This is a genomic window from Achromobacter sp. FW305-C-30-7 (assembly GCF_058783105.1).
In genome coordinates this window covers 761,529-783,494 of sequence record NZ_JBYSYI010000002.1, presented here as the reverse complement: position 1 = coordinate 783,494, position 21,966 = coordinate 761,529, and the positions used below count along the sequence as shown (strand labels likewise).

Below are 21,966 nucleotides of genomic sequence, written 5' to 3'. Positions count from 1 at the left end.
TGCTGCAGGCAGGCGGCCTATTCGTCCATGACCCTTACCAGGTCACCGTGCGGTTGTCGCCGCGCTTGATGATTGCTTCTTCGCCTTCCCAGTAAGCCAGACCGTTGTCCAGGTTGGTGAGCGTCAGCTGGAAGTAGTAATCGACTTGCTGCGTGCGGCTATCGACGCGGTTGTTGCGCTGCAGGATCTTGCCCGACAGCGAAAAGTCCGGGGCGACCACGCGGCCGTCCTTCTTCACGGTGGCCTGATTGACCATCTTCGAGCCCTTCAACGCGCGCGATTTTGCGGTCATTGCGTCTTCGGGACCGTTCAGGCCGACTGCCGTCGTGATGACGAAGCGGCCAGAGTTGAGCAGGCTCACGCGAATCTTCTTGGTCAACTGGTCGGTGTCGATGCGTTGCGCCGTGTCGTTGGTGAGATTGGACATCGCGATCACGAAACGTCCGCCCTGGGCAGCCTTCGGGTGCACCATCAATGGCGAGTTCAGCATGTCGTTGACCATCTTGTTGGCCGCCGATTCGAAGTCCTTGTAGTCCAGCCCCATCACCGCGACGTTATCGGTCTTCTGGTTGACGTATTGGGTCGTGGGTGCGCAGCCCGCCAGCGTTGCCGCCAGCAAGGCGGCCGTAAGAGAAAGCTTTACGCTCATGGTGTTCCTAGTAGATCGTTATTTGGAGGCCAGAATGTCGACGCGAGGCGGAATAGCGGCATTCAGGGCTCGCACATACACGACTACCGGTCTTTTTTCCTGGGGTAGATCGACCACGATGTCTTCATGGCCGGGGACGCCCAGCGTCAGCTGGTTCGACTGGGGATAAGGCACGTTCATCAGCTGGAAGTTGTGCGGCAGCGTCGACCACGAACGCAGGTCGGCTTGCGTCGAAATAGCCTGCGCTATCCCGGCCAACGTCCCCAGTAGCGGGCTGGAGTCGTTCAGCTGCTTCTGCAGCACGGTCTTGGCCGTGGCGCGCGCGATTTCCTTGATCAGGATGGCGTTGAAACGGGTCTTGAATTCGCCGCGGATGATGGTGTCCATGTCCGCCAGGACTTGCGTTTGTTGACGTCCAGCGCTCAGGTAAGGGTAGGCGGGCGTGCCTTCGCGCATGACCGGAAGGGCAATGCCGGTGTACTTGATGTTGCCGCTCACCAGGAACAGGGGCAGGTCGATCCGCAATTGCTCCTTGTGCGCAGCCGTGCCGTTCTCGAAGACGATCCAGACCGCGGGCTTGAGCTTGCCGCCCTTGGACTGGGCTGCCGCAGCGTCGATCTTGACCTGCGTATTCTTGGTCAGCGCATACGCGCGCTCCAGGCTGGTGCGTGCCTTATCGGCATCGGCCTGCCCTTCGCCGTTGATCAGAAAGTACAGGCCATGCAGGTAGAGTGCGGCCGGGTTGACGTAACCGGCGTAAGGCGTCCACTGGGACAAGTCGACGCCGGCCTTGAGCAGGGTCTCGTCCGTGCTGGACAGGCTGCGGTTGACCAGGTCGGAGTTTTCGCCCTCTTTCAGCTCATCGCGCTGCTTGCTGATTTCGGCCTCGAAATGTTCAGCTGCGCGACGCTGGCGGTCATCGCTGCGGTTCCATTCGACACGCGCGTTGGCATGGTCGCCCAACTGCCAGAAATTCAAAGCCTTGTAGGTATTGAGCATGACCGTGTCGTACACGGCCGGAGCGTAGGGCAGTACGTTGTCATTGGCCACGAGCGACAGGGCGTGATTGCCGACACTGGCCGCCACATTGCGCGTGTCGTCGTCCTTCATCAGCTCTTCGGCGCCGTCCAGCATTTGCGTGGACCGCTCGGGCAGGCCGCTTTGCCGCAAGAGGGTTCCGGCTTCCAGGGCCCAAGGCAGATCCGTCGGAGCGGCGCCTTCGGGCCCTGCCGCCAGCACCGCGTTACTGGTGGCCGCAGGCAGATTGCCGCCAGCCAGATCTCGTGAAAAGTCCTTTCGTGCTTGAGGGTTGGCGCAACCCGCCAACACCACGGCCAAGCCTGCAACAGCAGCCCACTTCATTGCTTCTCCACAAGTGTGATTAAATATTATTAATTGTGAAATTGTTATTCATTTATTCACATTTAATCACAATGTAAACATATTAGCAATTTTGTGACTATTTTTGTTTTATTTTGTCTTATTTGCGGGCGTCATTATCACTAGTCGTCGAAGTTCCAACGCCACGGCGGTTTAGCCGGTAGTGCGATCGATAAAGGCAAGCAAGGGGAGTCCGCTCGTCGGCGATCAAGCCGACGCGGGAGCGGATAATCCAGGGAGTCGGAAGGTCGCGATTTCCGAGAGACTGAAGGACGCGGTGCTTTATGTATTTGCCGTCAGGCAGTCCGGCCTCAATCCGTTTTCCAACCCCACTTCTTGAAGATCGCCCGGCCTTCGGGCGCGGTCAGGAAGTCGACAAAGGCCTGCGCCTGGGCACTGCCTTTGCCCTTTTTGGTGACGACGGCGCCCGCGTCGCGATAGATGCGGTACGGCTCTTCCACCTCGACCACGCCGGCCAGTTCCGGGTTCGACACCTGCCAGATGTTCCAGATCAGCCAGGCGTCTATGGTCTTGTCTTCGGTCCATTGGGTACGCGCCTGGGCGCTGTTGCCGGCTTCGGGCAGCACCAGGTTGGCGCGGAAGGCACGCACGGTCTCGATGTCGCCCAACCGGCCCGCCACGTCTTCCCATAGTCCGGTCTGTCCCGCACCGGACACCGCCATGACCTTGATGCCCGGTTTGAGCAGATCCTTGAAGCCCTGGATGGCCTTGGGATTGCCCGGGCGCACCAGGATGGCCGAAGGCCGCAGGTATAGCGTGCGGGCCTCGCGCAGTTCGAACACGCCAGGCAGCGCCGCCGCGAAGCCGCTCATCATGTTTTCCGCGCCGCTGTAGATCACATCGGCGTCCTGCTTGGCCTTGTCGGCCCAGGCGGGCGTCGGGCCCGCGGTGACGGCAACGTCGATGCCGTGCAGCTTGCCGAACGCCGCAGCCGCTTCCTTCATCGCGGGTGCGGGCCCGCCCGGTCCGTACACGTTCAGGCCGGGAGCGGCCCAGGCGCTGCCGGCCGCCGAGCAAGCCAGGGCAATGCCGCAGGCAAGGGATCTGATCGACTTCATATCAATACTTCCGTTCTGCGCCGTGAGGCCGGTTGCGATAACCGGCGTGATCGGCTGGTTGATCCAAAGCGCGCCGCGAGGTTTCCAATGCGGCTCGCCACCCGGTAGACGCGCAACAGAAGGGGAATATTCCGGCGAGGACGTTGCAGAGCGTAGAACTCTGTTTCCAGTCTGTTAAAAAGTCCCGTGCAAAATTGCAGCCTTGCCGCCGCCTCGCGATGGACGACAACACAGTCTTCAGGCATCGAGACAATGCGAGGCGCATCCTCACGAGAAACTTCACATGAAATCTGGAATCACCGCAGGCCGCTTGTTGTGCGTGGCGGGGCTGTTCGCGCTTGCCGCGCCCGCATACGCGATCGATTGCGCGAAAGCCGCAAGCGCCGTGGAAAAGCTGATCTGCTCGGACCGTAAGACCGTGTCGGCGGATGCCGAGTTGAACCGCGCTTACGCCGCGCTACTGAAGCAGGCGCCTGATGGCGATATCCGCGCCATGCTGGCGCACAACCAGAAGCGCTGGATCGCGGCGCGCGACGAGGCGCTCGCGAACCTGATCCAGGATCCGGGCGCGGTTCCAGAGGGCAAGACGGCTGCCGCAGTCGCCCGCGAGCTGATCCGTGACCGCACGGCCGAACTCCAGGCCACGCGCAAGGGAGCTGCGCTGCCGGACCTCATCAGCCGCGCGGTCAGCCAGCAGCAGTTCCAGGCGCAATTCACCGGCGGCGCTTACGCCGGCTACTCGACTTCATGCGACTTCTTGCCGGGCGAACACGCCTACTATGGCTGCTTCGCGACGCGGCATTACCAGAACAAGGACCGCATCTGCTCCGTCGACGAGTACTGGGCCACGGGCAGCGTCTATACCAAGCGCTATGTCGCCAACGTGGTGGATGGCAAGCCCCAGTTGGCGGCGTCGTGCTCGTTCAGCAGCTCGGACGAGGCATGCTCCGATACCGTGGGCGAGACCAAATGGAACATGAAGCCGCAACAGCCGGACTTTTCCTATCCCGCCAAGCCGCTGCCCAAGATCGATGGAGAGATCATGGGCGACGACGATTACGAATGGGCCCGGGCGTGCCTGACCGGCGCGGCCTATCCGCAAGCCAATTAAGCGCGGAGTGCCTCGCAAGGGCGGCAGGCTGGATGCCGGCGAGATTTCATGATGATTTCAGCACTTTGCCGGCGGGAAGGGGTGGTGTTCGCAATACTTGCAGTATTTTGCGGGTAATGTGTCGAATGGTAATGTCCGGGTGAGGGCCGCGGACACCCGGCTGCGGGCCGCAGCCGCGCCTGTTGCAGGAGAGGAAATCCGGTCGTGCGCGCGTCGTTTATCGCGTTTTTCAGGCCGGATCTACCGCAAGATTTTGAAACCGACTGGACGGCGCCGAGTCCAAAACGTCCATTCTGCGAACGTAGAATCCCGCTTTTCATCAGTGCCATCCGGCTGACAGGAACGAATCATGAAGAAAACCATCCTCCTTGCGTCCGTATGCGCCGCGCTGCTGCAAGCTTGCGCTCCGACCTCCTCTCCCCGTGAAGGATCGTCCTCCATGCCCACTACCGCCACTACGCCCGCCAGTCCCGACGTGAATCTGCCCGCCTATTACTGGCGCCTGGCTTCCGCCACCGACGCGGCTGGCAAGCCCATTGCCGCGCTCCAGGCCGGCGTCGAACACCAGTTGCGCCTGTCGTTCTCGCAGGACGCCCTGAACATCCGCGGCGGCTGCAATGCGCAGTTTGGCGGCTACACCTACAAGAACGGCGTGCTGCAGGTGGCCAACCTTGCGTCGACCATGAAGGCCTGCGACCAAAGCCTGATGCGCCTGGACGCCGAAATCGGCCAGCGCATGAAGGGCGAATTGCGCGCCACGTTCAGTGGACACGCCTCCGAACCCGGGCTTGAGCTGGTCGCGCAGGACGGCAGCGTCCTGAAGTTTGTCGGTGAACCTACGCCCGAGACCCTGTACGGCAGCGCTGGCGAAATCATGTTCCTGGAAGTGGCCGCGAAGAAGACCGAGTGCAGCCATCCGCTGATTCCCAACTATCAATGCCTGATGGTGCGCGAACGCCGCTACAACGAAGCCGGCGTGCAGCAGCCGACCAAGGACAAGTGGCATCCGCTGTATCAGTCCATCGAAGGCTTCCAGCACCAGGACGGCGTGCGCACCGTGCTGCGCGTGAAGCGCTACGACTGGAAGAACCCGCCGGCGGACGCGCCCAAGCAGGTGTATGTGCTGGACATGGTGGTGGAGCAGGACGCGTCGAAGAAGTAAGACGCCAGCATCCACCTGGATAGCCCGATTGCGCCCGGCCCCTGGAGACAGTGGCCGGGCGCAGTCATTTCACCCGGCGCAGGCACAATATTGTAAATTATAGTTATTCTCATTTATAACCGTGCGTCTTCATGGCCGCCTCCGACCCCTCTCCGCGGCATCCCCTGCACACGCTGTACCAGGAACATCAAGGCTGGCTGCAGGGCTGGCTGCGTAAAAAGTTGGGATGCGCCTGCGACGCCGCCGACCTGGTGCACGACACCTACCTGCGTGTGCTGGCCCGCCGTGAACCTGGCGACATCCGCGAGCCGCGCTCCTATCTGGCGACCATCGCGCACGGCCTCATGGTCAACCACCTGCGGCGCAGGGATCTCGAACGCGCCTATCTGGAAACGCTGGCGCACCTGCCCGAAGCGCAGTCGCCGTCGCCCGAGTCGCGCGCCATGGCGCTTGAAGCCTTGTGCGAGATCGATGCCATGCTGGACGGCTTGCCCGTCGCGGTGCGGCGCGCATTCCTGCTTTGCCAGCTTGAAGGCCTGACACACGCGGACATTGCCAAGACCTTGGGCGTGTCGGTCGGCTCGGTGCGGCTATACATCGCCCGCGCCTTGCGGCAATGCCTGGAATTCGCGCCATGAGCGCCGGCGAAGCAGGGCGCATCGACCCGCAAGCGCTGGACGGCGCGGTGGAATGGTTTCTGCGGCTGACCTCGGGCGCCGTCAGCCAGGCGGACCGGGAGGCATGGCAGGCCTGGCGCCAGGCCGATCCCGAACACGAGCGCGCCTGGCAGCGCACCGAAGCCTTGACGCGCCGTTTCGAGACGCTGCCCAAGGGTATGCTGCCGGTGCTGGGGCGGCCGCGCTCATCCGCCCGCCGGGCCGCGCTGGGCAAGCTGCTGGTGCTGATCGGCGCCGGGGGGGCTATCGGTTACGCCCAGGTCGATGAGGCCTGGCGCGGCTGGGTGGCGCAGTACCGCACGCCGGTCGGCGCGCGGCGCGAGGTGCTGTTGGCGGACCAGAGCCGCGTAGTGCTCAATGCGGCCACGGCCATGGACGTGCTGTTCGACGCGCAGCAGCGGCTGATTGCCTTGCACAGCGGCGAAATCCTGATCGAAACGTCTCCAGACCCGCAGCAGGTCGCGCGGCCCTTTATCGTACGTACCCGCGAAGGCAGCATCACCGCGCTGGGCACGCGCTTCGTGGTCAGGCGCGACGACGGCGTATCGGCGGTGCAGGTGCTGGAAGGCGCCGTGCGCGTGGCGCTGCCGGGGGCGCCCGCGGATGCGGCGCGCATCGTACCGGCGGGCATGGGCTTGCGCTTCACCAGCGGGCATATCGACGGGGCCGAAGCGCTGGTTGGCGATCCCTCAGCCTGGCAGCGCGGCATGCTGCAGGTCGACAGCATGCCCTTGAATGAATTCCTGCGCGAATTGCAACGCTACCGCCAGGGCTGGATCGATTGCGCGCCCGAAGTGGCGCATCTGCCCATTTCCGGCGCTTTCCCGCTGGCCGAACCCGACCGGGTGCTGGCCACGGTGGCGGACACCCTGCAGCTCGGCCTGCGCTATCGCACCCGTTACTGGGTGTCGCTGGTGCCGCGCGGCGAGACTATTTTGTAACGGCGACTAGCACTTTCTGCGTCTTATCTGGCTACGAGGATAAGACCAATATCTGGAGTGCATGTCATGCCCCGTCAGCTTCCCCCGTTGCGCGCAAGCGTTTCCCTTCCTGCACTGCTCGCGGCCGGCGCGTTCGCGCTGCCGTTGGCCGGGGTAATGTCGCCTGCTCATGCGCAGGCGCCTGCCGGACAGATCAGCGTGGCCATCGAGCCCGGACCGCTCAGCGCGGCGCTTTCGGCCTACGCCGCCCAGGCCGGCGTCCTGCTGTCGTTCGATCCCGCCCTGACGCGCGACCTGCAATCGCCCGGACTGCGCGGCAGCTATGGCTTCGAGGACGGGCTGCGCCAGTTGCTGGCCGGCAGCGGCCTGGAGCCGGCGCGCCGCGCCGACGGCGGCTATACCCTGCGCAAACTGCCGCAGAGCGAGATCACGGCCTTGCCCGCCGTGACCGTCACCGGCGCGGGCGACGAAGGTCCCTCCGAAGGCACGGGCTCCTACACGGTGCCGGCGACCAGCGCCGCCACCCGCATGCCGCTGTCGCTGCGCGAAACCCCGCAATCCATCAGCGTCGTCACGCGCCAGCAGATGGACGACCAGAACCTGAACACGCTGGACGAGGTGCTGCGCCAGACGCCCGGCATCGCCGTCGACCGGCTGGATGAGCGCGTGCAGTTCACTTCGCGCGGCTTCGCGTTGAACACCATGCTCGATGGCGTACCCACGCTGTCGTTCAAAACGCCGTCCGCCGAAGCGGGCATGATCAACACCGCCATCTATGACCGGGTGGAAGTCGTGCGCGGCGCGGCGGGCCTGCTCAACGGCGTGGGCGAGCCTGGCGGTTCGGTGAATCTGGTGCGCAAGCGCCCCACATCGGAATTCGCGGGGCATGTCACCGCCGGCGTCGGCCGCTGGAACAGCTACAACGCGGAAGTGGACCTGGGCGGCCCGCTGAACAGCGCCGGCACGCTGCGCGCCAGGGTGGTCGCCGCCCGCACCGCTGGCGATAGTTTCATCGATTACAAGAAGCGGTCCGACGATGTCTTCTACGGCATTCTTGAGGCCGACATCCTGCCGGGCACCACGGTCAGCCTGGGCTACGAGCACCAGAAGACCGCCATCGACGGCGCCAATTTCGGCCAGGCGCCACTGTTCTACAGCGACGGCACGCGCACCAACCTTCCCCGGTCCTTCAATCCCGTGACGCCCTGGAGCCAATGGGACATGTACACGGACCGGATATTCGCCACCCTGGACCATCGCTTCAGCAGCGGCTGGCACATCAAGATGGATGCCAGCCGCTTGAAGAATGAAAGAAGGGCGGCCTGGGGCTACCTGCTGGCGTACCGGCCCATAGATCCGTCGGGTGCCTCCACCATCGAACTGCGCGACAACCCGGCAGACTCGACCAACAAATCCTTCGATGTCTACGCCGAAGGGCCATTCCAGGCGTTTGGCAGGGAACACCGCGCCGTGTTGGGGATGAGCTACAACCGCTACACCAGCGAACTCAATCTGAACTCGGCAAACCCTGCCGGCTGGGACCGCCGTCCCGTGAATTTCTACGAGCTGCGCGACGTCCCCAAGCCGTCCATGCCCTACACCTTCTTCAACACTTTCCTGGATGCGAAGGAAACCGCCATCTATGGTTCGGCGCGGCTGAAGGTCGCGGACCCGGTGTCGGTGATACTCGGCGCCCGGACTACGTGGTACGAAGAAAATTCATCGTCCTACAACGGCCCCGCCAATCTCTGGACCACCAACCCGACCGCCAAGGAAAACGGCGTCTTCACGCCCTATGCCGGCGTGGTCGTGGACGTAAGCAAGGACTTCTCCGCCTACGCCAGCTATACCCGGATCTTCATTCCCACCACGTCGCGGGACGCCAGCAATGTGGTGCTGCCGCCGCAGACCGGGCAGAACTATGAAATCGGCCTGAAGGGCGAACACCTGGACGGCAAACTGAACTCCAGCTTCGCGATCTTCCGCACCCAGGAGGAAAACGTCGCGGTCGAGGATCCGTCGAGCCCGCCGCTGCCGGACGGGAGTACGCCCTATCGCGCGGTCAAGGGCGCGCGCAGCAAGGGTTTCGAGCTGACCTTGGCCGGCGAAGTGGCGCCCGGCTTGCAGCTGATGGGCGGCTATACCTACTTTGCCAAGCGCGACGCCGAAGGCGGCTTGCTGCTGCCCAGCACGCCCCAGCGGCTGTTCCGCCTTGCTGCCAGCTACCGGCTGCCGGGCGAGTGGAACAAGCTTACGGTCGGCGGCAACGTCAGCTACCAGAGCAGCATCTACTACGACGAGGCCAGCGGCCTGGGACGCGCCACCCAGGGCGGCGTCACCTTGTTTGGCCTGATGGCGCGCTATGACTTCAACAAGCATGTCTCCGCTTCCATCAATGTGGAAAACCTGACCGACAAGTACTACTACAGCGGCTTGGGGGGCTACAACGGCTACAACTATGGGACGCCCCGGAACGTCTGGATGAAGGTGAGCTACAAGTTCTGATCGGGGCTGCGGGGGGGCGGTGAAAATCAGGCGTCGGGAGCGCGTCCAGTGCCAGCAGGGGGCGTTTGATGTTTGTCATGCCGCTGCGAACGGTTCGGATGAGACAATCCCGACTGATGGTCTTTCCCACACGCAGCCATGAACACCTACCCCTTGCTGCTCATTCTGCACCTGCTCGCCGCCTTCCTGTTTGTCGGCACGGTCACCTTCGAGGTGCTGTTCCTGGAGCCCGTGCACAAGCGCCTGCCGCCCGACGTGCGCCGCGCGCTGGGCAGCCAGTTGGCGCCGCGCGTGCGTGCCGTGCTGCCGTGGTCGGTCGTGCTGCTGTACCTGGCCGGCCTGGGACTGGCCTGGCAGTATCGCAGCGCGCTCGCCGATCCGTTCGCCTCGTCCTTCGGCCTCTTGCTGTCGCTGAAGATCGCGCTGGCCTTGAGCGTGCTGGTCCATGTCGCCACCGCCCTGACGCTGGCGCGGCGCCAGCGCCTTAGCGGGGCCTTGAGCCGGCGCATGCATGTCAGCGTGTTCTGCCACATGGTGCTGATCGTGGTGCTGGCCAAGGCTATGTTCTATGTGACCTGGTGAGCGCGGTTCGCGCTGGCGACGAGCTGTACGCCCGATAAGGGCAGCCGACGCAGCCTATGCCGGCAATACCAGCGGCTCGCGCGTTCCGTAGCCTTCTTCCCCATACGCCAGCCCGGGCAGCGGCGAACGGCCCTGGCCGCTGGCTGCCCACAGTTCCGCCACCCATTGCATTGCCGTGTCGACGATGACGTCCTGCACGTTGAAGCCGGCCCGGTCCGACGCGAACAGCGGCACTTCGGGCTGGATGCCGTCTTCCGTATGGCGGACGTCGAACAGGTAGCGGTGACCTTCTATGGCCTTGTTGAGCACGAACAGGTCCGGACCTTCCAGACTGGCCACCACGGAAAACGTGCCCTCGCCGTCCTGGTCGGGGAACACCACGAAGTGGATCTCGCGCGCCTTGGGCGGCAGGGCGGCGATCAGCGCCGCCAGCGTGGCGTTGGCCGCGGCGCCGTGGGCGCGCAGGATGCGCAGCAGTTCGATCTGGTATTCGGATTGGGTCATGGAAATTTCCGTTCAGGGCCGGTCGTGCGCCGGCGCGTCCGCCATTGGATCCGCGGCGGCGAGTCCCGTGAATTATCTGCCATTTTCCATGACGGTCATCGCGCCAGCCGCATGCACTCCATGAAGTACGCCGCATGCTCCGATGCCAGCGCGGCATCGCGCCACACCATGCCTGTGATCCCCCGGCTGCGCATCGGCAGCGGCAGTACCTTGATCATGTGCTGCTTCGCGAAATGCCGCGCCAGCCGCTCCGAGATCGGCAGCACCAGGTCCGATCCCTCCAGCAGCGCCACATTGACCAGTACCGACGACGATTCCACCTGATGCCAGGGCGTGGGCTGGCCGGCCAGCGCCAGTTCGTAATCGATGCGGATCCGCATGGGCGTCGAATCGCCGGGCGCGATCCAGGGATACTCCTGCACATCCTGCCAAGTCACTTTGCGCCTTTTGGCCAGCGGGTGCGCTGTACCCACGGCCAGGCAGATGGGCTCGCCGTACAGCTCTTCGTAGTGCAGGTTGCGCGGCAGCGAGTGCTGCTCCAGACGCCCCACCAGCACATCGAAGGTGCCTTCCTGCATCAAGGGCAGCAGGTAGTCCAGCGTGTTCTCTGCCAGGCGCAGCAGCACACGGGGATAGCGTTCGCGGAAGCGCTGGATGCTGGGCGGCAGCAGCACCGGCGCGATGTTGGGCGTGACGCCGACCGCCAGCGTGCCGGTGGCGCCGCGGGCCAATTGCGCCATGGTGTCCTGGGCGCGTCCCAGCTTGCCCAGGATCTCGCGCGCGTGAGTGCGCAATTCCAGGCCGTAGTGCGTGGGCTCGATGCCGCGTGCGTGACGGTCGAACAGCGTCAGGCCGATGTCTGCTTCCAGGTCCTTGAGCCACTTCGACAACGCGGGCTGCGTGATGTTGAGTTCCGCGGCGACCTGGCTCAGGTTGCGGGTTTCGCACAGGCGCACCAGGATGGCCAGGTGGCGCAGGCGGATGCGGTGGGTCCAGTCCATGCGTGCGTCCTTTAGACATAAATTCACGGTTATGGCTCGGTAATATTAATTCATTATCAATTTATGCCTCCCCTGCACATAATGGCCTGACAACAGAGCCAAGCCGGCGCAAAGCCGGCGGCGAGGAGACACGATGCAGCCGAATTTCCTGCTATTCATCACGGATCAGCAGCGCGCGGACCATCTGGGCAGCTATGGCAATGCCATGCTGCGCACGCCGGAACTGGACGCGCTGGCGGGGCAGGGCTGGTCAGCGGACCGCTTCTATGTGGCGTCGCCCATCTGCATGCCCAACCGCGCCACCCTGATGACCGGCCGCATGCCCTCGGTGCATGGCGTGCGCCACAACGGCATTCCGCTGTCGCAGCGCGCCACCACCTTCGTTGACCGCCTGCGCGGCGCGGGCTATGCCACCGCGCTGATCGGCAAGTCGCATTTGCAGAACATGACCGGCAAGCCCGCGATCTGGCCGCCGGCGGGTGATGGCGCTCGCGGCGAGGCCTGGACCGCCGAGCCCGGCAACTACGACCAGGAATGGGGGCCGCTATGGCGCACGGATCCCAGGCATGACCTTGACATGCCGTTCTATGGCTTCGAGCGCGTGGCGCTGGCGGTGGACCACGGCGACCAGGTTTGGGGCCACTACGAGCGCTGGCTGGCGCGGGAACACCCCGAAGCGCGGCGTCTGTGGGGCCCTGAACACGCCTTGCCCGCACCTGGCTTTGTGCTGACGGAACATCACCAGGCCTGGCGCACCCGCGTGCCTGAGGAATGCTCCACCACCGCGTACGTCGGCGACCAGACCATCGCGCAGCTGCGCGAGCATGCCGCCAGCGGCAAGCCTTTCTTCATTCAGTGCTCATTTCCCGATCCGCACCATCCCTACACGCCTCACGGCAAATACTGGGACATGTACCAGCCTGACGACGTGATCCTGCCGGAATCTTTCCATGCCAGCGCCGCGCCGGGCCATCATCCGCCGCCGCACGTGGCCTGGATGCACCAGCAGCGCGACCAGGGCAAGGCCGTCAAGCACACGCCTGCGATCTTTGCCTGCACCGAGCGCGAGGCGCGCGAGGCGATTGCGCTGAACTACGGTTCCATCAGCCATATCGACGCCACGATAGGCCGCGTTATGCAGGCGCTGCGCGAGAACGGGCTGGACGACAACACCGTCGTCATCTTCACCAGCGACCACGGCGATTACTTCGGCGACCACCAATTGCTGCTCAAGGGGCCGATCCACTATCAGAGCCTGATACGCACGCCGTTCATCTGGCGCGATCCGCAGGCAGCTCCGGTCTCGCCGCGCAGCCAGGCGCTGTGCTCCACGGCCGACATCGCTGCCACCGTGCTGGCGCGCGCCGGCCTGCCTGCCTACAACGGCATGCAGGGCGCGTCCCTGCTACCCCTCATGTCTGGCGAGGCCGACACCGTGCGCGATGCGGTGCTGATCGAGGAAGAGGGTCAGCGCACTATGTTCGGCTTTCCCGGCCGCACCCGCATGCGCACCTTGCAGACCGCGCGCCACCGTCTCAGCGTCTATGCCGATGCGGCCTGGGGCGAACTCTATGACCTGAGCGAAGATCCCCACGAGCTGCGCAATCTGTGGGACGACCCCGCCGCCAGCGCGCTGCGCGCCGAATTGCTGCTGGAGCTGTCGCGCAGCATGATCCGCCACGCCGAGACCAGTCCGCATCCCAGCGCCATTGCCTGATGCCCCGCAACGGCGCCGGCCTCGGGGTCGGCGCCACCCAGGAGAAAGCATGATCAAGTCCTTGCTGTTCTGTACGGCGCTGCTTGCGGCCGGAACCTCGGTTGCCATGGCGTCCGACTACCCCGCGCGTCCCGTCCGCCTCATCGTCAACTTCCCGCCCGCCGGTCCGCTGGACCTCGAAGCCCGCGCCATCGCCCAGCACGCGGGCAAGATCCTGGGCCAGACCATCGTCGTGGAAAACCGCTCTGGCGCTTCCGGCAATATTGGCGCCCAGTCCGTGGCCCAGGCAGCACCAGACGGCTACACGCTGCTGATGACGCTGGACACGCTGATGACCGTCAATCCCTACATCTTCAAGGGCCTGGACAAGGACGTCACCCAACGGCTGGAACCGCTGAGCCTGGCCGGCTCCTTCGGCCTGGCCCTGGCGGTTCGTCCCGAGCTCGGCATCAACACGCTGGACGAATTCCTGCGCTACGCCAAAGCCAATCGCATCACCTATGCCTCCGCCGGCTATGGCAGTCCCGGCAACCTCGCCTTCGAAAAGCTCAGGCTCGCAGCTGGCATGGAAGTCGCGCACGTGCCGTATCGCGGCAACGCTCCGGCTGTGAATGCCTTGCTGGGCGACCAGATACAGGCCGCTTTTCTTGCCACGCCTGGGGTCCTGCCGCATGTGCGCGCGGGCAAGCTGAAAGCGCTGGCGGTATCGGGCAAGGAACGCGACGCCGACCTGCCTGAAGTCCCCACCGCGGCGCAATCGGGCGTGGCCGGGCTGAAGAACTATGACGTGTCGTTTGCATTCCTGGTGATGGCGCCCAAGGGGACGTCCAAGGAAATCGCGCGGGTCTGGGAAGATACGCTGGCCAAGGTCTATGCCATGCCGGAGTTCCAGCAGAGCATGGCCGTGCTGGGCATGCGCGGACCGTTCGCGGGCAAGGCGCAGGCCGAGGCGTGGGTGGACAGAGAGGCGAAAGGTTGGAAGGAGGTGATCGAGAAGGCGGGGATACGCGGGGAATAGCGCTGTAACACACCTGTCGGCAGGCTCTGCTAGACTGCCTTTACTCTTTGGGGAGTAGCCTCCCCGCGGCCAGTTCCGCGGGGGCTTGCGTCAACATTCTTGGCTACTCCGGCCATGGCGCAAGCAGCATTCACGCTTGGCGAGACCACGGATTTTTCGCGCGACGCTGGGCGGCGCGGAGGATCCGTGCCGTTTCCGCCCAGTTGGATCTTTCCTCAAATGAATGCCATCGCCATCATCGTTCTCGCGTTCGCCATGTCCACGGACGCCTTCGCCGCGGCCATCAGCAAAGGCGCCGCGCTGCATAAACCCCGATTTCCGGAAGCCCTGCGCACCGGGCTGATCTTCGGTGTGATCGAAGCCATCACGCCAGTGATAGGCTGGGCGCTGGGCTCCGTTGCGGCCAGGTATGTGGTTGCCTGGGACCATTGGATCGCCTTCGCGATGCTCTGTATCCTGGGCTTGCTGATGATACGCAACGGCCTCAAGCAAGAGGACGAAGACGCCGCGCCCGTCACCCGCCATTCTTTCTGGCTGCTTGCCGCAACCGGCTTCGCCACCAGCATCGACGCCATGGCCGTGGGCGTGGGGCTGGCATTCGTCGACGTGAACATCGTGGTCGCAGCCATTGCCATCGGACTGGCCACTACCCTGATGGTGACGATAGGCGTGATGCTGGGACGCGTGCTGGGCAGCGTCGCGGGCAAGCGGGCCGAGATCCTGGGCGGGATGGCGCTGATGGGGATAGGGGCGGCGATTCTTTATGAACATTTGAGCGCCGCAGCCGCCTGAAGAAAAGGGAGCCCGGAAGAGTGCGGCGCGGCGGCGCCGCCTCTGCGATTCCGGTCAGGCGGCGTCTTCCGGGCCGTCCGCTCGGCAGAACGTGATCTGAAAACTGCCCGGTAGTTCGAACGCCACATGGTGCCGCACCTGCGGCTCTATCAGCACTTGCTGCCCGGCCGTCAGCACCGCTACGGCGTGCGGCGGATCATCCAGCGTAAAGCGCAATACGCCGGCGTGCACCTTCAACAAGCCCCAGGTGCCGGCCTTGGTCGTGTGCGCCGTGAGCAAGCCGGCCGGCAGGTTGTCGGGCGTGAACACCGGACTGTCGCGGTAGGGCCGCACGCCTTCAGGCAGCGAGTCGGGCAGGCTCGGCAGATCTTGGCGCTGCTGCCACACGCTCCACAGCTTGGCCGCGATGCGTTCGGCCATGGCGTCGGCTTGGGCTTGCAAGGCCGGCCGGCCGAGCCCGGCGGTGACTCCATGGAACAGGGCCAGCCAGCGCTGGAACAGAGGCCATGAAAGATCCGGGATGCGCGCATGCGCGGGAATAGGCGCGCCCTTGAAGCGGCGCGTGCCCAGCAGCAGCGCCGACCAGAAATCGCACAACAGGTCCAGGTGGTGGTCCCAGTCCGCCACGCGGGAATTGAATATCGGACCCAGCGTTTGGTCCCGGCGCACTTGCGCATAGAAGCGGTGCACCAGTTGCCGGATGTCTGCTTCGGTGATTGGGAGCGCAGCCGGAACTGGCGCAAGGGGAGAGGTGGATTCAGGCATGGGAGCAGGGCAGAGGATCTGCCTGCATTCTCCGGCGCGCAACGTGGTAACGCCGATGACTAAAGTCATTGGCGCCGATGCGAGGATCATTGCGGGCCGCTGCGCGGCCCAGCCGTTAGAACGGCCGCTTCGCCGTCGTCGCCAGCCTGGCCAGAGGCGCCGAGTCATGCACTGCCCATTGGCGGCGCTTGCCGCTGATGTAGCCCTGCGTCTGCCAGTCGTTGAGCAGGCGGCTCAAGGTTTCGGCGCGGATGCCCAGGTGAGCGGCAAGCTGGCGTTGGTTCAGCGGCAGCGTCAGCGCGGCGCCCTGGCGCTCATGCAGGCCCATGAGGTAGTTGGCCAGCCGCTCGGGCGCCGAGCTGGAAGTCATCCAGTCGACCTTGTTCACCTGGTCGTACAGGCTCTTGCTGAGCGCGGCCAGCAGCTTGAGCGCCAGATCCGGCCAGCGGCGGCAAGCATCGTGCAACTGTCGCCGGCCCAGGCGCCAACCCAGCAGGGCGCTGCGGGCGCGAGCCTGCATGGGGTAGCGGCCGTGAGGCATGAACATGGCCGCTTCCGCCATCAACTGGCCCGGCTCGAAGACCCGGAATACGCGTTCGTCGCCGTTGTAGCTGTAGCGCATGACCTCGGCCTGGCCGCTTTCTATCAGCACGTAGCTGGAGGCTTCGTCGCCTTCGCCAAACAGGATCTGCCCTGCCTCGGCCCGCAGCGGACTGGCGCCGCGCAGCAGGTCGGCCGCGACTTCCTGGTCCATGCCTGGGGGCAGGCCGTGCAGCAGCGGATGTCTTGCCAGCAATGCCACTACGGCCGCGCCGGCCAGATTGATATTTGTCATTCTGGGTCTTTCAGTGTGAATGGGAGAATCTTAAACGATAACAATTCTTATTTGAAACTCAATGAACGACTTGCACATGCGCCGCCGCTTCTGCGCGGCTGCCCTGGGAACTGCGCTTTTGCCCGCGGCGGGAACCCTGCGTGCGGCATTGCCGGATCGCCGCACCGTCCTGACGCTGGCAGGCCCCGGCGCCGTGGTCAGCTATCCCCTGATGCACATGGCGGCCACCAGCGCGCTGGCGGATCACGCCGGGCAGCTACGTTTCCGCCTGTGGCAGACGCCGGATCAACTGCGCACGCTGCTGGTGAACGGCGAGCTGGACTTCAGCGCCGCTCCCAGCACGCTGCCGGCCTTGCTGCACAACCGCGGCATGCCTGTGCGCCTGTTGAATATCTCCGTATGGGGCATTCTGTGGCTGGTCAGCCGCGATCCGGCGGTGCGGACCTTCGACGATCTGGCCGGCCGCGAACTGGTGGCGCCTTTTCAGCGCGATCTGCCGGCCGTACTGCTGGATACTCTGCTGGAAGCGCATGCCGCGCGCGGCCTGGCGCCGGTCGCCTTGCGCCGTACCCGCGATGGACAGGACGCCATCGCGCTGATGCTCAATGGCCAGGCAGGGCAGGCGCTGCTGGTCGAGCCCATGGCCTCGCTGCTGTTGTGGCGGGCTGAACAGACCGCAGGGGCGCCGGCGCTGCATCGCGGCCAAAGCCTGGAACAGGCCTGGAGCGCCGCCTTTCCCGCGCAGCCCACGCTGCCGCAGGCCGGCGTCATGGCGGCGGCCCGCGTGGCGGGCGATGCGGCTTTGTGCCGCGCCGTGGACCAGGCCTACGCCGCCTCCGCGCGCTGGTGCGTCGAACATCCCGCCGACTGCGCCGCGCTGGTGCGCGAGCATCTGCCGCATCTGCCCCTGGCGGCGATCGAGACCGCCATTCGCGGCACGCGCCTGCAGACCCGCAGCGCCCGCGACGCGCGCCCCGAACTGGAGGCACTGTACCGCCTGCTGGCCGGCCGCTTTCCGCAAGCCATCGGGGGCGGCCTGCCACCCGTCGGCTTCTACGGACCATGAGGGTCCGATGAAAACCTATTCCAAAGGTCCTGCCGTCGGTGCATCTGCGCGGACCTCGCGCGCCTGGAGCGCGGTCGGCGTGCTGCTGCTTTTGCTGGCCTGGCATGTGGCTGCGCGCCAGCTCGGTCCGCTGCTCATGGCCACGCCATGGGAAGCGCTGCGCGCTGTCGTTCCGCTGGTGCGCAGCCCACAGTTCTTCGCCAACGCTGGCGTCAGCCTGATGCGCATCGGCATAGGGGTGCTGGCGGGTGCGTCCATTGGCTTCGCGCTAGGCGTGCTGGCCGGACATAGCGCGCGCTTGCGCGGCTTGATCGAACCGCTGCGCTGGCTGCTGATGGCCATGCCGCCGGTGGTGGTCGTGGTGCTGGCCATGCTGTGGTTCGGCCTGGGGTCGCCCATGGTGATCTTCATTACGACGCTGATGATGGCGCCCGGCATGTACGTCAACACGGTCAAGGGCATGCTGCACGTGGACCGCAAGCTGATCGAGATGACCCACGTCTACCGTTATGGCCCCTGGCTGCGCCTGCGCCATCTGTATCTGCCGGCGCTCAGCGCGCCGCTGCTGGCGGCTCTGCTGATCGCTGCCTGCGGCGGCGTGCGGCTGGTGGTGATGGCCGAAGTGCTGGGCGCGGAGAATGGCGTGGGCTATGCGCTGGCCAACGCCCGCAGCACCTTCGACACCGCTGAACTGTTCGCCTGGGTCCTGCTGATCCTGGGCCTGGTGGCCTTGCTGGAATTCGCCTTTCTGCAACCCTTGCAGCGCCGGTTGGGCCGCTGGATGGAGCCCAGCCATGCTTGAGATGCAATCGCTGTCGCTGCGCTACGGCGCGCAGACCGTGCTGCAGGACGTGAACCTGCGCCTGCGCCCCGGCGAACGGTTGGGGCTGATCGGCCCCAGCGGCGCCGGCAAGAGCAGCCTGCTGCGCCTGGCGGCCGGCCTGGTCCGTCCCAGCGGCGGAACCTTGCGCAATGGCTTTCGCCACCCCCTGCTGATGTTCCAGGAACCGCGCCTGTTGCCGTGGCGGCACGCGCTGGACAACGTCGCCTTGCCGCTGCGCGGGGCCGGACACGCGCCGCGCCAGGCTCGCGCCCTGGCCGCGCAATGGCTGGCTCGGGTGGGGCTGGACGCCGCCATGCAGTCCTGGCCGGGCGAGCTGTCCGGCGGCATGGCGCAGCGCGTCGCGCTGGCCCGCGCCCTGGCGCTGACCCCAGACCTGCTGATGCTGGACGAGCCCTTCAGCGCGCTGGACCCGGCGTTGCGCCGCCAGCTCGCCGCTTGCTGCGGCGAGGAACTGGCCCGCAGCGGCGCGGCCTTGCTGTGCATCAGCCACGACCCAGGGGAACTGCTGGGGCTGGTCGACCGTTGCGTCATGGTGCATCGGGGGAACGTCACGCCCATCGCTTTGGAGAGTCCGCTGGAGTCTTCCGGCAATGGCCCGCCGGGCGGCATTCGCAACACCGACGCGGAACGCTTGCGCGAGCTGCTGCTGGCGGCGGGCGGGCAGCCCTGAAGCATGCGTCCAACCCGATTTCCTGTTTTTCGATAGCGGACTCTCCATGAATACCTATCCTTTTCTGCTCGTCTTGCACCTGTGCGCCGCCTTCGTCTTCGTGGGCACCGTGACCTTCGAGGTGCTGTTTCTGGAACCGGTGCAAAAGCGCCTGCCTGCCGACGTGCGCCGCGCGCTGGGCGGCCAGCTTGGCCCGCGCGTGCGCGCCGTGGTGCCCTGGGCGGTAGCCGCGCTGTACCTGGCTGGCCTGGGCATGGCCTGGCAGTACCGCGGCGCGCTTGCCAGCCCCGGTAGTTCGTCCTTTGGCCTGCTGCTGTCGATCAAGATCGCGCTCGCCGTCAGCGTGCTGGTCCATGTGGTCACGGCCATGACGCTGGCGCGGCGCCAGCGCCTGCACAGCGCGCTGCGCAGGCGTGTGCACCTCAGCGTCTTCTGTCACATGGTCGGCATCGTCTTGCTGGCCAAAGCCATGTTCCATCTGTCCTGGTAACCCAGCCCATTCAGCTCTACGCGGAAGCATTCCCATGACGTCCCCCGTCCTGCGCCAACTGGCGTCCAGCCTCACTCTCAGCGCCCTCGGCCTGTCCACCGCCCTTGCCCAGGAAGCCGGCCAGCTCCGCGTGGCCCCGGCCAGCCAAGCCGTCCCCTCGCTGGCGCCCGTGGTCGTATCGGGACAATCCCTGACGCGCGCCCTCGACCCCGGTCCGCAGCAGGCCGAGGCCGAACTGCAGACCGTGCCCGGCGGCACCAATCTGGCCCAGCCGCAGCAGGAGGTACGCCTGATTACCCTGCGCGACGCGCTGGACTATCAGCCCGGCGTCATCGTGCAGGAATTCTTCGGCGGGCTGGATCAACCGCGCCTGAACATCCGCGGTTCGGGCATCCAGAGCAATCCCTTGAGCCGCGGCATCCTGCTGATGCAGGACAGCCTGCCGCTCAACGATGCCGACGGCTCCTTCATCATCAGCCTGCTGGAACCGCGAAACGCCGGCCTGGTCACGGTGCGGCGCGGTGCCAACGCGCTGTCGCCGGGCGCGACCACGCTGGGCGGGGAGGTGGATTTCCAGTCTCTCACCGGCACCCAGAGCGACGTCATCCGCCTGGGAACCGGCAGCTTCGGCACCCGCAATCTGACGCTATCCAAGGGTTTTGAAAGCGAGGGCGTGGATGGCCGCTTCAGCTTCGGCTATGACAAGTCCGACGGCTACCGCCACCATTCTTCGTCCGAGCGCTCAAGCTTCCAGGGCAACCTGGGCTTTCGCCGCGGCACCTTTGAAAACCGCACGTACCTGTCCTACACGGACCTCAAGTTCGATATTCCCCAACCCGTGCCCAAGGCCCGCATGCTTCAGGATCCGCGCAGCGTGCTGGGCGACGGCACTACGCCGCTGGACCTGGCCAACAATGTGTACAAGCGCGATCCGCACCGCGACACCAGCCAGTTCCGCATCGCCAACCGCAGCTATTGGGGCACGGACGCGCTCAACCAGACCGCGGGCATTTATTGGCAGCGCACCAACGATGACTTCACCAATCCCCAGGTCGCCAACGTCACGGACGGCGATACCTACGGCCTGGTTTGGCAATTGGCCGGCAAGGCCGGCAGCGTGGATTACCGCGTCGCGCTCGATTGGCAGCGCAGTGACATGGACCGCGACTTCTACGCCATACGACCCGCCGACGGCCGCCGTCTGCAACGCTTCGGCGCCTATGACCTCAAGGCCGAGAACCGCAGCGCGCTGGTTGGCCTGGATTGGCATGTGACGGAACAGTTGAGCCTGATCGGCGACCTCAAGTACACCCAGGCCGTGCGCGACGCGCGCGAACGCAACAGCGGCAAGACCCTGGATCAGGACTGGAACTACGCTACGCCGCGCCTGGGCATCATCTGGCAGCCGGCCGCCGCCCAGCGCTGGTACGCCAACATCAGCCGCAGCAACGAAGCCCCCACCTTCTGGGAAATCGTCAATGGCGAAGTGCCCGCGCCCATGAACCCGGCCACCGCGGTCACGTCCATGAGCAAGCTCGACCTGCAGCGCGCACTTACTTATGAAGTCGGCGGAGACGGCACGGTCCTCGTCGCTGGCCGCGACCTGAACTGGACCGTGTCCCTGTACCGCAGCAACGTCGAAGACGAACTCATGTCCGTCACCAACGCCAACGGCACGCCGGCAGGCACTTACAACTACGCCGGACGCACCCGCCACCAGGGCATCGAAGCGGGCATCAACGGCAGCCTGCCCGCGCCAGGCGATGGCCTGTTCGACTATCGCATCGCCTACACATTCAGCGACTTCCGTTTCCGCAGCGGCGAGTACCAGGGCAACCGCATCGCCGGCGTGCCGCGCCACTTGCTTAGCGCGGAGGTGATGTATCGGGTGGGCGGATGGCGCTTCGGTCCCAATCTGCGCTGGCTGATGAGCGATACCGAAACCAATCACGCCAATGCGCCGGGCACGCAGCAGAACGCTTACGCGCTGCTGGGTTTCAAGGTCGCCTACGAGCACGACGCGCACTGGAGCGGTTACGTGCAGGCCGACAATCTGACGGACAAGACCTATGCCAGCAGCTACGCCATCCGCAATACGGCGACGCCCGCGATGCCGATCTTCCTGCCCGGCAACGGCAGGTCGTTCAGCGCAGGCGTGGCGTATCGCTTCTGAGCGGA

General features: G+C 65.2%; 21 protein-coding genes and 1 riboswitch. Of the genes, 14 read left to right on the top strand and 7 right to left on the bottom strand.

Annotation, left to right across the window (positions count from 1 at the left end):
* Nucleotides 1–34 precede the first annotated feature (34 nt).
* From lpoB to AC3WOB_RS10550, 3 genes are all read right to left on the bottom strand, one after another.
* On the bottom strand, nucleotides 35–649 hold the full coding sequence (lpoB, locus tag AC3WOB_RS10560) for a penicillin-binding protein activator LpoB (protein WP_013392004.1): 615 nt from the start codon (nucleotides 647–649) through the stop codon (nucleotides 35–37).
* Nucleotides 650–667: 18 nt separating this feature from the next.
* Entirely contained in the window at nucleotides 668–2,011 is a 1,344-nt protein-coding gene (locus AC3WOB_RS10555) for a COG3014 family protein (RefSeq protein WP_492274932.1), read from the bottom strand.
* A gap of 329 nt (nucleotides 2,012–2,340) precedes the next feature.
* Nucleotides 2,341–3,108, bottom strand: coding sequence for a substrate-binding domain-containing protein (locus tag AC3WOB_RS10550; RefSeq protein WP_492274931.1), 768 nt, complete (start codon nucleotides 3,106–3,108; stop codon nucleotides 2,341–2,343).
* Nucleotides 3,109–3,391: 283 nt separating this feature from the next.
* Between AC3WOB_RS10550 and AC3WOB_RS10545 the strand changes: the two genes are divergently transcribed.
* From AC3WOB_RS10545 to AC3WOB_RS10520, 6 genes are all read left to right on the top strand, one after another.
* Complete coding sequence (locus AC3WOB_RS10545; RefSeq protein ID WP_492274930.1) at nucleotides 3,392–4,219, top strand: lysozyme inhibitor LprI family protein; 828 nt, start codon at nucleotides 3,392–3,394, stop codon at nucleotides 4,217–4,219.
* Nucleotides 4,220–4,658: 439 nt separating this feature from the next.
* Nucleotides 4,659–5,381: a DUF4377 domain-containing protein gene (locus AC3WOB_RS10540; protein ID WP_492274962.1), complete on the top strand. Its 723-nt coding sequence runs from the start codon at nucleotides 4,659–4,661 to the stop codon at nucleotides 5,379–5,381.
* Nucleotides 5,382–5,512: 131 nt separating this feature from the next.
* Nucleotides 5,513–6,019, top strand: coding sequence for a sigma-70 family RNA polymerase sigma factor (locus tag AC3WOB_RS10535; protein WP_492274929.1), 507 nt, complete (start codon nucleotides 5,513–5,515; stop codon nucleotides 6,017–6,019).
* Complete coding sequence (locus AC3WOB_RS10530) at nucleotides 6,016–6,999, top strand: FecR domain-containing protein (RefSeq protein ID WP_492274928.1); 984 nt, start codon at nucleotides 6,016–6,018, stop codon at nucleotides 6,997–6,999. The genes AC3WOB_RS10535 and AC3WOB_RS10530 overlap by 4 nt, the downstream gene beginning before the upstream one ends.
* 66 nt (nucleotides 7,000–7,065) lie before the next feature.
* Nucleotides 7,066–9,504 carry a TonB-dependent siderophore receptor gene (locus tag AC3WOB_RS10525; protein WP_492274927.1) on the top strand — a complete coding sequence of 813 codons (2,439 nt, stop codon included), beginning with the start codon at nucleotides 7,066–7,068 and terminating at the stop codon, nucleotides 9,502–9,504.
* Between the two features lie 138 nt (nucleotides 9,505–9,642).
* Complete coding sequence (locus AC3WOB_RS10520; RefSeq protein WP_492274926.1) at nucleotides 9,643–10,086, top strand: CopD family copper resistance protein; 444 nt, start codon at nucleotides 9,643–9,645, stop codon at nucleotides 10,084–10,086.
* A gap of 54 nt (nucleotides 10,087–10,140) precedes the next feature.
* On the opposite strand, the gene AC3WOB_RS10515 is transcribed toward AC3WOB_RS10520, so the two are convergent.
* On the bottom strand, nucleotides 10,141–10,590 hold the full coding sequence (locus tag AC3WOB_RS10515; RefSeq protein ID WP_492274925.1) for a DUF6389 family protein: 450 nt from the start codon (nucleotides 10,588–10,590) through the stop codon (nucleotides 10,141–10,143).
* Between the two features lie 95 nt (nucleotides 10,591–10,685).
* On the bottom strand, nucleotides 10,686–11,591 hold the full coding sequence (locus AC3WOB_RS10510; RefSeq protein ID WP_492274924.1) for a LysR family transcriptional regulator: 906 nt from the start codon (nucleotides 11,589–11,591) through the stop codon (nucleotides 10,686–10,688).
* A 133-nt stretch (nucleotides 11,592–11,724) separates the two neighbouring features.
* Here AC3WOB_RS10510 and AC3WOB_RS10505 point away from each other — a divergent pair, with 133 nt between their 5' ends.
* The 3 genes from AC3WOB_RS10505 (at nucleotide 11,725) to mntP (ending at nucleotide 15,118) form a co-directional block, all read left to right on the top strand.
* Nucleotides 11,725–13,308 (top strand): sulfatase family protein, encoded by a 1,584-nt coding sequence (locus tag AC3WOB_RS10505; protein WP_492274923.1) that lies wholly within the window; start codon nucleotides 11,725–11,727, stop codon nucleotides 13,306–13,308.
* Nucleotides 13,309–13,357: 49 nt separating this feature from the next.
* Nucleotides 13,358–14,326: a Bug family tripartite tricarboxylate transporter substrate binding protein gene (locus AC3WOB_RS10500; RefSeq protein ID WP_492274922.1), complete on the top strand. Its 969-nt coding sequence runs from the start codon at nucleotides 13,358–13,360 to the stop codon at nucleotides 14,324–14,326.
* Nucleotides 14,327–14,363: 37 nt separating this feature from the next.
* Nucleotides 14,364–14,539, top strand: a riboswitch (yybP-ykoY riboswitch).
* 6 nt (nucleotides 14,540–14,545) lie between these two features.
* Entirely contained in the window at nucleotides 14,546–15,118 is a 573-nt protein-coding gene (gene mntP / locus AC3WOB_RS10495) for a manganese efflux pump MntP (protein ID WP_492274921.1), read from the top strand.
* 54 nt (nucleotides 15,119–15,172) lie between these two features.
* On the opposite strand, the gene AC3WOB_RS10490 is transcribed toward mntP, so the two are convergent.
* Entirely contained in the window at nucleotides 15,173–15,808 is a 636-nt protein-coding gene (locus tag AC3WOB_RS10490) for a TehB-like domain-containing protein (RefSeq protein ID WP_492274920.1), read from the bottom strand.
* Nucleotides 15,809–15,998: 190 nt separating this feature from the next.
* Entirely contained in the window at nucleotides 15,999–16,718 is a 720-nt protein-coding gene (locus AC3WOB_RS10485) for a Crp/Fnr family transcriptional regulator (protein ID WP_013392019.1), read from the bottom strand.
* 61 nt (nucleotides 16,719–16,779) lie between these two features.
* Between AC3WOB_RS10485 and AC3WOB_RS10480 the strand changes: the two genes are divergently transcribed.
* From AC3WOB_RS10480 to AC3WOB_RS10460, 5 genes are read left to right on the top strand one after another with little or no spacing between them, the layout of a single operon-like run.
* Nucleotides 16,780–17,784: a substrate-binding domain-containing protein gene (locus tag AC3WOB_RS10480; protein WP_492274919.1), complete on the top strand. Its 1,005-nt coding sequence runs from the start codon at nucleotides 16,780–16,782 to the stop codon at nucleotides 17,782–17,784.
* Nucleotides 17,785–17,791: 7 nt separating this feature from the next.
* The gene (locus AC3WOB_RS10475; RefSeq protein WP_492274918.1) at nucleotides 17,792–18,586 is read left to right on the top strand and encodes an ABC transporter permease; all 795 of its coding nucleotides are present in this window, start codon (nucleotides 17,792–17,794) and stop codon (nucleotides 18,584–18,586) included.
* Nucleotides 18,579–19,298 (top strand): ABC transporter ATP-binding protein, encoded by a 720-nt coding sequence (locus tag AC3WOB_RS10470; protein WP_492274917.1) that lies wholly within the window; start codon nucleotides 18,579–18,581, stop codon nucleotides 19,296–19,298. Before AC3WOB_RS10475 ends, AC3WOB_RS10470 begins: the two co-directional genes overlap by 8 nt.
* Before the next feature lie 46 nt (nucleotides 19,299–19,344).
* The gene (locus tag AC3WOB_RS10465; RefSeq protein ID WP_492274916.1) at nucleotides 19,345–19,788 is read left to right on the top strand and encodes a CopD family copper resistance protein; all 444 of its coding nucleotides are present in this window, start codon (nucleotides 19,345–19,347) and stop codon (nucleotides 19,786–19,788) included.
* Nucleotides 19,789–19,822: 34 nt separating this feature from the next.
* Nucleotides 19,823–21,961, top strand: a complete 2,139-nt coding sequence (locus tag AC3WOB_RS10460) for a TonB-dependent receptor family protein (RefSeq protein ID WP_492274915.1) — start codon at nucleotides 19,823–19,825, stop codon at nucleotides 21,959–21,961.
* The last annotated feature ends 5 nt before the right edge of the window (nucleotides 21,962–21,966 follow it).